The following is an 11,329-nucleotide window of genomic DNA, read 5'->3' as shown; positions in this document are numbered from 1 at the left end:
TGCGGAGCATTCCGGAACGGAAATGGCCATGTGCTAACGCAAAGCTCCGCTTTATATGTCGCTCCGCGTTTTTCATGTCGGCTCTTAGCCGTTAGCGGAGCTTTGCGCCAGCAAAACGGAGTTGTGCGATAGCAAAACGCCCGTACAGGAGTCAGGAGGAATGGGGAATTTAGAGAAGGCAGTCGGAAGAATTATCCCTTGATTTTTCTGCCTCGCGTCAACCCGAAATCCTAACTTTTTGAGATCCCTATAATGAAAACCTTGTACTTTTCCCAGACCTAAAAAGGCTGAAACCTTTATATTTAAATACTTTTATATTTAATCAGCAAGCTCTATCTAGAGAATTGGTGTTGCACAATAGAGAATGATATTCTAGAGTTTTATTGAGAGGTGGATTGTCCTTAATTGTCAAAGCAATAAAGTAGTGAAAGACAGTCATCGTCAGAGAAATATAGAGTTATCTATGCTGTGACTGTCGTTGTCAATGGGCGAGATAGCTGTCCTTTGGGTTATATTGGTGTTGGTAATTTTGGCTATGATTGTTCTAGAAATGACGATTGTCTAGATCCTATTTAACTAGCTAGCTTTTTGAGCTTGAGTAAATACCCGGCTTCTATAGGCCGGATGTTTAGGAAGAATGGAAATCTCCTTGTAAACGTTAAAAAAAAGATCCTCCTGAGTGCTGAGTGGTGAGTGGTGAGTGCTTATTTAAAAGCATTTGATCTTTTACAAATTTAGATTTCATAGCTTGATTCACCAATGCCATTTTTCTCAACAACTGCACCTTCCATATATAAAATGGACTGACTAAAATACTTAATAACATTGCCATTTCACAAGCAGCAACTGTATCAATTTTCAGCAAACTATAATTTTTAATAAAGTATAATAGAGCCTTACGAAAATCATTAACTAGATAAGCCAAAAATCCTAAAGGTCTTTGCCAAAGTTTCAACCGTATCATTCTAATATGATTTCTGTGTAATCCTGAACCACTCACTAGAGATACTAAATAATTCCGTTCTAATCTCCAATAAGGTATCTGATGATAGATATGCATTTCTGGATTGTACCAAATTTCCCATCCTGCATTTTGTATATGAGCTAAAATTTCTATATCTTCTCCCTTAAGTGCCAAAGATTTTCCAGCCGGTCCTGTAAGGAATAAATTTTTAGGAACATTTTCTAGCCATGCTTTTTTCGAAATAACCATACCAGCTCCTGGTGGTAAAACTTTTTTCTTATGTTCGTTATAGGAAAAAGCTTTTTTACCTCGTTCAATAATTGCCAAATAAGGAGCTATTTTTTTAAAATTCTTAGGTAGTTCACCTTCAAATTTTCCATGAATTTGTCCTCCATAAGCACCAGCTTGAGGATGTGATTTGCCAAAAGCATAAGCTTGAGCAACCCAGTTAGGTGCAGGTAAGTTATCATCATCCAAAAAACCCACATAATAACCTTGTGCTTTTTCCATTGCTGTTTTTCTAGCAATTGACGCTCCTTGTTGAGGTTCTAGGAAATATTTGAGAGGAAACTTTTCCTGCCATTTAGATTGGTAATTGGCGATTATTTCAGCTGTATTGTCCTTACTATTATTATCAACTATAACAATTTCCCAGTTTATTTCTTCGGTTCCCTCTTGAATTTTGAGCTTCTCTATTATATCAGGTAAACACTCTGCTGCATTGTATGCTCTAATTGCAACAGTAAAATCATACTGATTTTTTTTCATCACATTTTATCCTTAAAGTATAGAGACGAATAAATTTAGCATAACAGCTTCCCATTGTTATCAGCTACAGTAATAATACTGAAATTCTGAGGAAACCAGTTTTTTAAATGTTAAGAAGTCATTAACTTGAGTGTAACACCCGATGATTGTATCAACCATTTTTACTCTCTATTCTAGAAAAATAATGAAAATCGTGAAGATTTTTTGCCTTCATACCTAATTCCCTAAAACCATAAATATATGTACATAATAACTTCGGAAATGCTGTAAGTTAAGATTAAAAACTTTTATGTATGTTTGAAATTGTTCCTGCTATTATTATCAACTATAATAATTGATCAGTTTATATTCTTTGACTTTCTATTCATGAGAAAAAAATCCTCTTGTTTTGAATAAGAGGTAATTGTTAATTGTTTCTTTATTCCTAGGTAGTGAAATCCGAATCAGATTTTTGGTGCAATCCCTGTTTAAAAAAAAGACTCTATAAATCAAAATTATTAAATAGTATTGAAGACTTACCAGGAGCAATTGGCCATAATGTCTAAAAATTATTGCGGCTTAGTATCTTTGAAGATTTTTAAACATTAGACAATTGCCTGAATGATCTACTAAATATTCATCTAGATAAAATAGATAAACACTATGAGTACAACACTAGAAAAAGGTAAAATCAGTATCCATACTGAAAATATCTTCCCAATTATCAAAAAATCTCTTTATACCGACCATGAAATTTTCTTAAGGGAATTAGTTTCTAATGGTGTAGATGCCATTGCTAAACTGAAAATGGTGGCTCGAACTGGAGAGTATAGTGGAGATGTTACCACTCCAGAAATAGAAATCAAAATAGATAAAGATAATCAAACTCTTTCCATTACCGATAATGGTATTGGCATGACTGCTGATGAGATTAAAAAATACATTAATCAAGTTGCTTTCTCTAGTGCTGAAGAGTTTATCGAAAAATATAAAGGTAGCGAGAATGATGCTATTATAGGTCATTTTGGTTTAGGCTTTTACTCATCTTTTATGGTTGCGAAAAAGGTAGAAATTGATACCCTTTCCTATCAAGAAGGTGCAGAAGCTGTTCATTGGAGTTGCGACGGTTCTCCAGAATTTGAAATATCAGATTCGACTCGTACAGAACGAGGTACAACTATTACTTTAACTCTCCAAGATGAAGAAAAAGAATATCTCGAACCTACTCGCGTTCAACAGTTAATTAAAACTTACTGTGATTTTATGCCAGTGCCCATCAAGTTTGAGGGTGAAGAAGTTAATAAACATAAGGCGATCTGGCGAGAATCTACTCAGAATCTGACAAAAGATGATTACTTAGAACTATATCGTCACCTCTATCCTTTCCAAGAAGATCCTCTTTTATGGGTTCATCTCAATACTGATTATCCTTTTATTGTTAATGGAATTCTTTATTTTCCCAAATTAAAGCCAGATGTAGATGTTACTCAAGGCAATATTAAACTGTTCTGTAATCAGGTATTTGTTACCGACCATTGCGAGGAAATCATCCCTAAATTTTTAATGCCTTTGCGAGGAGTAATTGATAGTACAGATATTCCTCTAAATGTTTCTCGTAGTTCTTTATTAAGTAATCGAACTGTCAGAAGAATTGCCGATTATATAGCCAAAAAAGTAGGCGATCGCCTCAAAGAACTTTATCGGGATGAACGGGATAAATATATTAGTGGTTGGCAAGATGTTGGTACATTTGTTAAGTTTGGTGCATTGAATGACGATAAGTTTAAAAAGCAAGTAGAAGACATCATAATTTATCGCACCACAGCTCAACTAAACGAAGGTGAAACAACTGAAACTGAAGCTAAACCAGCAGTAGAAGTTCAAGCAGAAGGAGAAGATGTTTGGCAAGAAGTAACTCCAGAAAATTCTGAAGTTAAAAATACTGACGAACAAGGTTTTTATTACACAACTCTCAAAGAATATTTAGAACGTAATAAAGAACGTCACGAAAATAGAGTTTATTATTGTACCGAACCTGCTTCTCAAGCAACTTATGTAGAGCTACATAAAAACCAAGGACTAGAAGTTTTATTCCTTGACTCTTTCATAGATACTCACTTTATTAGTTTCCTAGAAAGAGAATATCAAGATGTTAAATTTTCCAGAGTAGATTCTGATTTAGATGACACATTAATTGACAAAGAAAATCAATCAGAAATAGTTGACCCAACCACCAATAAAACTCGCAGCGAACAAATTAAAGAGTTATTTGAAAAAGCACTAAATAAACCCAAAGTAAATGTTAAAGCACAGGCATTAAAATCAGAAGATGCTAAAGCTACTCCTCCAGCAATGGTATTATTACCAGAAGCAATGCGCAGGTTACGGGATATGACTGCTATGTTACATCATTCCCCCCCCCCCTTTCCCTCCTCCCCTTTTTTTTTCTTTCCTCCCTCCCCTCCCCTCCTTCCTACTCTCGCTAATATTCGTCATGGCAGTNTTAGATGACACATTAATTGACAAAGAAAATCAATCAGAAATAGTTGACCCAACCACCAATAAAACTCGCAGCGAACAAATTAAAGAGTTATTTGAAAAAGCACTAAATAAACCCAAAGTAAATGTTAAAGCACAGGCATTAAAATCAGAAGATGCTAAAGCTACTCCTCCAGCAATGGTATTATTACCAGAAGCAATGCGCAGGTTACGGGATATGACTGCTATGTTACAGCAGGAAAAAACAGAATTTCCCGAAGACCATGTTTTGTTAGTTAATACAGCCCATCCACTAATTCAGAATCTCGCTAATATTAGTCAAGGTAGTATTATTCAGGGTAGTGGAGAATCTCCATCATCAGAATTGGCCAAAGAAATCTGTCATCATGTATACGATTTAGCTTTAATGGCACAAAAGGGTTTTGATGCTGAAGGGATGAAAGAATTTGTGGAAAGGTCTAACGAGGTCTTGACTAAGTTAACCGAAAAAGCATTATAAACAGGGTCAGTTTCATAGTCATTTATATAGTAGGGGCGGGTTTTAGATATAATTTTCATCCTGACTCTGAGATTTAGACAAACCCGTCCCAATGCACAAAATTAGTTGTTTCAGNGATATAATTTTCATCCTGACTCTGAGATTTAGACAAACCCGTCCCAATGCACAAAATTAGTTGTTTCAGTCCATTAGCTTAGATTTCGTCCCTCAACCCAACAACAATCTTTCTCCCCTACTCCCATAAGGAATTCCAATAACTAAAATATTTGGGATTAACATCGTTAATAGCCTTTCCTTGGATAGAGGATGAAAAAAATCACCTTCAGTATTTCAACCACAGGACTTTAACCAGGACTTGCTGAGTAAATCTTAAAGCATTTACAGATAAAAGTTTTCGCCTTTTTAGGTCTGGAAAAAGTACCAGCTTTTCGGTCCCTCAAGCTGAAAAAGTGACCATTTTGAGGCAGGTGCGAGGCAGAAAAATCAAGGGACTGTTCTTGTGACTACCTACTCTATAACTCCCATTCCTCCTGACTCCTGTACGGGCGTTTTGCTATCGCACAACTCCGTTAACGCTGCGCGACATATAAAGCGGAGCTTTGCGTTAGCACATGGCCATTTCCGTTCCGGAATGCTCCGCAAACGCCCCTACGACTCCTGACTCCTCCCCTCTACTAAAAGACTTTTTTAGCAAACCCTAGCTAGAGATACTGATAACTGAAATGACCTATATAATAAAAAGGTTGTAAACACAAGATCGAAGGACAAAGTTATGAGTCGTAAATGTCAATTGACGGGAAAGAAAGCTAATAATGGCTATGCAGTTTCCCACTCCCATATTCGTACCCACAAATTACAGCACGCAAATCTCCAGTGGAAAAGAGTGTGGTGGCCTCAAGGTAATCGTTGGGTAAAGCTAAAATTATCTACCAAAGCAATTAAAACTTTAGAAAACAAAGGTATACAAGCTATGGCCAAAGAAGCTGGCATTAACTTGAATAAGTGTTGATATCTTTGTTTCTTTACTCCAATAATTTAGCCCTGTCCTCATCAACTGTAGGATAGGGCTATTTATTTATATATTTGTTTCTTTTTTCCGGATGATTGTTAATTAGTATGTATGTATATATATTAATTTTATTGAAATTTAGGATCTTTAGGAATTCTGAGAATAACATTTTTAGCCCAGAGACTGTTTGTCAACTCAATATTTAGGGTTTGCTAAAAAAGTCTTTTGGTAAGGGTGAGAGTCAGGAGTCAGGAAGAACAGGAATTATAGAGGAGATAGGAGTCAGAATTGTCCCTTCCTTTTTCTGCGTTTGTCTACTCAAAATCTGAGTATTTTCAGCTTAAGGGAACAAAAACCCTGCACTTTTTTCACACACGCAAAAGCTAAAGCTTTTATATGTCAATGCTTTTGGATTTAATCGAAAAGCTCTATTTAAAGACTGATGATCGTCAAGGATTTCAAATTGTTGCCTCATCCCAAACCCAAAGTTATCTCAAGAAGACTTAATATAAGTCTATAATTTATAAATATTATTAATAGCTCCTAAAAATTCAGTTCTGGAAAATTTTGAGGGTTTTGTTTCCTGTTTGAGCTTAATTTTGGCATAAGACCCGTACCAGAGAAATAGTCTTGCGGTCGTGAGGATGTCAAATTTGCTCGATCGACAATCCCAAAACCTTTATTTTTTCGTAGAAAGCTGTAGATTAAATTAGGAACTTACGAATATATACTGTCGTCAGGGTAGCATAATATTAAATATATTGTAAATATAGAATTACTTAATTTAGGATGTAAATTGTTATGACTGATTTTACTGTAGTCATCCCTACATATAATGGAGCAGAAAGATTACCATTAGTTCTAGATAAATTACGCTCTCAAATCAATACAGAAGGACTATCTTGGGAAGTTATTGTTGTAGATAATAACAGCAAAGACAATACGCAAAAAGTAGTTAGAGAATATCAAAAAAACTGTCCTCAGCCAATGATCCTAAGATACTTTTTTGAAGAAAAACAAGGTGCAGGATTTGCTAGAAAAAAAGCGGTTCAATCAGCCAATTCACCTTTAATTGGTTTTCTAGATGATGATAATATTCCTGCACAAAATTGGGTTGCAGCAGCTTATGAATTTGCTCAAAAANGACAATACGCAAAAAGTAGTTAGAGAATATCAAAAAAACTGTCCTCAGCCAATGATCCTAAGATACTTTTTTGAAGAAAAACAAGGTGCAGGATTTGCTAGAAAAAAAGCGGTTCAATCAGCCAATTCACCTTTAATTGGTTTTCTAGATGATGATAATATTCCTGCACAAAATTGGGTTGCAGCAGCTTATGAATTTGCTCAAAAATATCCCAAGGCAGGTGCTTATGCCAGTCAAATTCATGGAGATTTTGCTGGAGAACTACCAACTAATTTTGATCGAATTAAACCATTTTTTGCAATTACTGAAAGGGGCGAAGAACCATTACTATATCAACCAGCATTGAAGGTAATACCGCCTTCCGCAGGATTAGTAGTTCGTAGAAAAGCTTGGCTAGAAAGTGTTCCCAAATACTGTATATTAAGTGGTAGAAAACCAGGTTCAATGTTAACTGCTGAGGATACAGAAACTATTAGTTATATTCAACAAGCAGGCTGGGAAATTTGGTATAATCCAGCAATGGAATTAATTCACAAAATTCCCAAACATCGATTGGAAAAAGATTATTTAATTAGTTTTTTCCGTGGCATAGGTTTGAGTCGTTATGTAACTCGAATGTTGGGAGTTAAGCCATGGTTAAAACCATTAGCTTTTTTAGCTTATACAGTAAATGATACTAGGAAAATTGTCCGCCATTTACTTAAATATAATCTAAAGTTACAAACAGATGTAGTAGCGGCTTCTGAATTGGAATTATATATTAATAGTTTAATCAGTCCTTTCTATTTGTGGAAAAATGGTTATTTAGCAAAGGTTGAACAAAATCAGAATTCAGCCCAAGAATCTCAGGTAGTTTCAGTGGAATTGCTCAAATAGTAGGTAATTTAGATGAAAATTATTGCTTGGCCAGCATTTAAAACGAAGTATAAAAATCCCTATAACTCGTTGTTATATTCTCAGGTGATGCAGCAAGGAGTAACAGTTACAGAATTTTCTCTAAGCAAACTATTACGCCAACAACACGATATTTTTCATCTTCATTGGGTAATGGAAAATATTGTGCGCCATCCAAATCAATTTTTAGCAGCTTTGCGAGCTATAACTATGCTATTGGCAATAGATTGGGTCAGGGCTAGGGGAACAAAGATTGTTTGGACAATTCACGACCAAAATCCTCACAGTATACTACATCCTCAATTAGCAGCATGGTTTCAGTCAGAGTTCATCAAGCGAGTAGATGGGTGCATCAGTCATTGCCNCCTGTACTGAGTTGAGCGGTCGCCCGAACCTATTTCGCCCTAGTGGTCATTGGCGGCAGGTTTATCCTGACAATACAAATCGCGAGGCAGCTCGGAAAACTCTGAATATACCTCCCGATTGTCATGTACTCTTATTCCTAGGTTATATTGACCATTATAAAAATGTGCCTCATCTAGTCCAAGTTTTTCGAGAATTAGATCCTACTAATTGGATATTATTGGTAGCAGGTAAACTAGAAGTCCCTGAACTGAAGTCTCATATATCCGAAGCAGCAGGAAATGATTCTAGGGTGAAACTAAAGTTTAGGTATATACCCGATCAAGATTTACAGACATATTTTAGGGCGGCAAGTTTAGTAGCTTTACCATTTCAAGAGATTTTAAATTCAGGCAGTGCATTGTTAGCCCTTTCTTTTGATTGTCCTATATTAGTACCTGAGAAGGGAGCAATGCCAGAGTGGCAGGAAAGAGTAGGGCAAGATTGGGTAAAATTGTATGGAGGAGAGTTAACAACAGAGATTTTAGAATCTGGATTAGAGTGGGCTATCAAAGAAGGGCGATCGCCACAACCTAATTTAGAAAAGTTAGAATGGTCCAGGTTAAGTCAGGAGACTATAGAAACTTATCAACAGGTTTTAGACTTTCATTCTTAAATGAATGATTATTGTGAAACAAGGGGAGAAATATGAATTTATCTGTGGTAAAACGGCACCTAAAAGAAATAGGGAATTATGGATTATATCTATGGAAAAAACCATCTTTACCATCAAATAAATTTGTGATTTTTGGTAGAGGGCGTTCTGGCAGTACGCTGTTAGTCAACTTATTAACTAATCAAAATCAAGTTCATTGTGATAATGAAATCTTACACGATAGGCTTTTATTTCCTCGTAGTTATATAGACTTATGTTCTTCACGTTATCAATCTAGAGTCTATGGTTTTAAGCTTTTGAGTTATCAGGTTAGAGATGTGCAGCCTATTTCTGAGCCAGAGAAATTTTTACTTAGTCTATACGAAAGTGGTTATAAATTTATTTATTTAACTCGTAGTAATCTAATCGATCATGCTCTATCTAATATTAATGCTAAACGGAAACAAAAATTTCACCATCGTTCTCACGAAGGTGAATTTAAGTATCAGCCAATTAAGGTAGAAATTGAAGAATTATTTCAACGGATTCAATTTAGCGAAGAACTGGGAAAGTATGAAAAAAACTTACTCCAGAAAATACCTCATCTTAGTCTTACCTATGAGGATAATCTGCTTAATAGCGAATCTCATCAAAAAACTGTAGACCAAGTTCTAGAATTATTTAATCTACCCTCAAAACCTGTAAAAACTAATCTCGTCAAATTAATGCCATTGGAGCTTTCAAAAATGGTAGAAAATTCTGAAGAGTTAATTGAAGCAATTAAAAAAAGTAAATATGTAGATTTTATTAGGGATAATACCTCAAAAAGCCACCAGCAAGTTTAGCTTAACTTGATTGGTAGACATTCATTAATGGATAATGGATAATTACCTCAAGGAAAACCGTAAAGGAATTGAATATAAGGAAATATCCTAGCACTTTTTTATCTTGAAATAGAAGGCTTTATACCTTGATTTTTTGGTAAACTTTAACAATTAACATCTATATTCTTTTTCTCTCTTTATCTACTGCCCTAAAATTTCATACTTCTGGAAAAAAAAGTTTCATAAGATGATTTATGTCCTTATCTGAAAATCAAGAAAATGTTCAACCACTAATTTCTGTGGCTATATGCACTCATAATAGAGCAGATAGGTTAATTTTGGCTTTAGATGGATTGATAAAACAATCTCTTGCTAGTCAAAATTTTGAAGTTTTAATTATAGATAATGCTTCTCAGGATAATACTCAAGAAATAGGCGATCGCTATCAAGAAAAATATTCTAATTTTCGCTATATATACGAACCAGTGCTTGGACTATCAAAGGCTCGTAATTCAGCTTTAAATCAGGCCAAAGCTAAGTATATTGCCTACTTAGATGATGATGCTATTCCTTCTGAAGAATGGTTAGAATCGATCTTAGATAGTTTTACTACAGTTGAGCCATCTCCAGTATGTGTTGGTGGGCCTATTTATGGGTTATGGGAAATTCCTAAACCAGACTGGATAGATAGAAGTATGGAGGATTTTTTTACTGTACTTGATTATGGCTCAAAGCCTAAGTGGTTTAAAACAAATAAATTTCCTTACGGGGCCAATATGACATACAGGAAAGAATCTCTCAAAAGTGTAGGAGGTTTCAATGAAAAATTAGGCCGTAAAGGAAAGAAATTATTATCTCAAGAAGAACTGTTACTAAATATAATTTTAGAGCAACAGGGTGGGAAATTTTATTATAACCCTAAAGCATTTGTGCAACATTGGGTTCCAAAAGAAAGAATTAATGCTGAATGGTTATTGAGTCGTAGTTATTGGCAAGGTCGGTCTGATGCGATCGCCGATAAGGTTATAGGTAAACCTCTATACTATCAATATCAGGAAAGTTTGTCAAATCTGCTTAACTTAAAACGAGTTATAGCTCAACTTTGGCCTCAAAAGAAAGTACGATTAACAACTCGGTCTCGTATTTGGCGCAGTTGGGGGTATTTTGTCGAAGTCTGGTTGAATAAATAACAAAAAACTGATTTTGGTAGTAATTAGGAGTCAGTCCTCAGAAGTCAAAATTTCAAAAGCTTTCAACTGAGATTAACTATTATAAAAGTTTTCACAACGTACTTGGGATTGCTATATAGCAATCTTAAATGATTTGTGAAAAAAACTGTAGGGGTTTGGTCTCCAAACCCAACCGCAAAAGGGATTTGGAAACCAAACCCCTACGATAAAATTTTACAACCTATTTGGGACTGCTATATATAATTTATAACTAATAAAAAGGCGATTATGAAACAAAAACTTCAAGCACCAATTTTTCTATTCGGATGTCCTCGTTCTGGGACAACATTATTACAAAGTTTATTAGCAACTCATCCTCAAATAGCTTCTTTTCCTGAAACAAAATTTTTCCTCTATGGAGTAGCTAAATACGAACCTAAGCGACAAAAATTTGGATTAATTTCACCACGTTTAAAACCACATCTCAAAAAATATTTTCACAAAGAAATTAATCACCCAGAGATGTTAAAATATTTTCCCAAAATTCCGTTTATAGATTTATATACTCGTAGCTTTATTAAAG

At 35.0% G+C, this 11,329-nt stretch carries 7 protein-coding genes and 3 pseudogenes; 9 read left to right on the top strand and 1 reads right to left on the bottom strand.

Annotated features, from left to right (window positions below):
- Positions 1-658: 658 nt before the first annotated feature.
- The gene (gene hpsE, locus AFK68_RS26470; RefSeq protein WP_094676492.1) at positions 659-1,732 is read right to left on the bottom strand and encodes a hormogonium polysaccharide biosynthesis glycosyltransferase HpsE; all 1,074 of its coding nucleotides are present in this window, start codon (positions 1,730-1,732) and stop codon (positions 659-661) included.
- A gap of 642 nt (positions 1,733-2,374) precedes the next feature.
- On the opposite strand from hpsE (AFK68_RS26470), the pseudogene htpG reads away from it, so the two are divergent.
- From htpG to AFK68_RS26425, 9 genes and pseudogenes are all read left to right on the top strand, one after another.
- Positions 2,375-4,213 (top strand): annotated as a pseudogene (gene htpG / locus AFK68_RS26465) (molecular chaperone HtpG); the annotation flags it as partial.
- Position 4,214: 1 nt separating this feature from the next.
- Positions 4,215-4,709 (top strand): annotated as a pseudogene (locus tag AFK68_RS26460) (molecular chaperone HtpG); the annotation flags it as partial.
- A 772-nt stretch (positions 4,710-5,481) separates the two neighbouring features.
- Positions 5,482-5,718 carry a 50S ribosomal protein L28 gene (gene rpmB / locus AFK68_RS26455; protein WP_094676490.1) on the top strand — a complete coding sequence of 79 codons (237 nt, stop codon included), beginning with the start codon at positions 5,482-5,484 and terminating at the stop codon, positions 5,716-5,718.
- An 801-nt stretch (positions 5,719-6,519) separates the two neighbouring features.
- A pseudogene (locus AFK68_RS26450) lies at positions 6,520-6,861 on the top strand (glycosyltransferase); the annotation flags it as partial.
- 1 nt (position 6,862) lies between these two features.
- A partial coding sequence (gene hpsE / locus AFK68_RS26445) for a hormogonium polysaccharide biosynthesis glycosyltransferase HpsE (RefSeq protein ID WP_143438308.1) occupies positions 6,863-7,738 on the top strand: 876 nt, incomplete at its 5' end.
- A gap of 394 nt (positions 7,739-8,132) precedes the next feature.
- Positions 8,133-8,774 (top strand): glycosyltransferase, encoded by a 642-nt coding sequence (locus AFK68_RS46565; protein WP_371357571.1) that lies wholly within the window; start codon positions 8,133-8,135, stop codon positions 8,772-8,774.
- A gap of 32 nt (positions 8,775-8,806) precedes the next feature.
- On the top strand, positions 8,807-9,598 hold the full coding sequence (locus AFK68_RS26435) for a hypothetical protein (protein ID WP_246844476.1): 792 nt from the start codon (positions 8,807-8,809) through the stop codon (positions 9,596-9,598).
- Positions 9,599-9,831: 233 nt separating this feature from the next.
- Positions 9,832-10,767: a glycosyltransferase gene (locus tag AFK68_RS26430; protein WP_094676486.1), complete on the top strand. Its 936-nt coding sequence runs from the start codon at positions 9,832-9,834 to the stop codon at positions 10,765-10,767.
- A 267-nt stretch (positions 10,768-11,034) separates the two neighbouring features.
- Positions 11,035-11,329 (top strand): sulfotransferase (locus tag AFK68_RS26425; protein WP_143438304.1); only part of this gene is annotated, 295 nt, incomplete at its 3' end.

Source organism: Hydrocoleum sp. CS-953 (assembly GCF_002260545.1).
GTDB lineage: Bacteria > Cyanobacteriota > Cyanobacteriia > Cyanobacteriales > Microcoleaceae > Trichodesmium.
Note: the sequence above shows the minus strand (reverse complement) of the source record. Positions and strands in the feature narration are given on the sequence as shown.

Bases quoted from the DNA above. Each gene is read 5' to 3' on its own strand.
- hpsE (WP_094676492.1), bottom strand. From the start codon at position 1,732: ATGAAAAAAAATCAGTATGATTTTACTGTTGCAATTAGAGCATACAAT.
- AFK68_RS26435 (WP_246844476.1), top strand. From the start codon at position 8,807: ATGAATTTATCTGTGGTAAAACGGCACCTAAAAGAAATAGGGAATTAT.
- AFK68_RS26430 (WP_094676486.1), top strand. From the start codon at position 9,832: ATGTCCTTATCTGAAAATCAAGAAAATGTTCAACCACTAATTTCTGTG.
- rpmB (WP_094676490.1), top strand. From the start codon at position 5,482: ATGAGTCGTAAATGTCAATTGACGGGAAAGAAAGCTAATAATGGCTAT.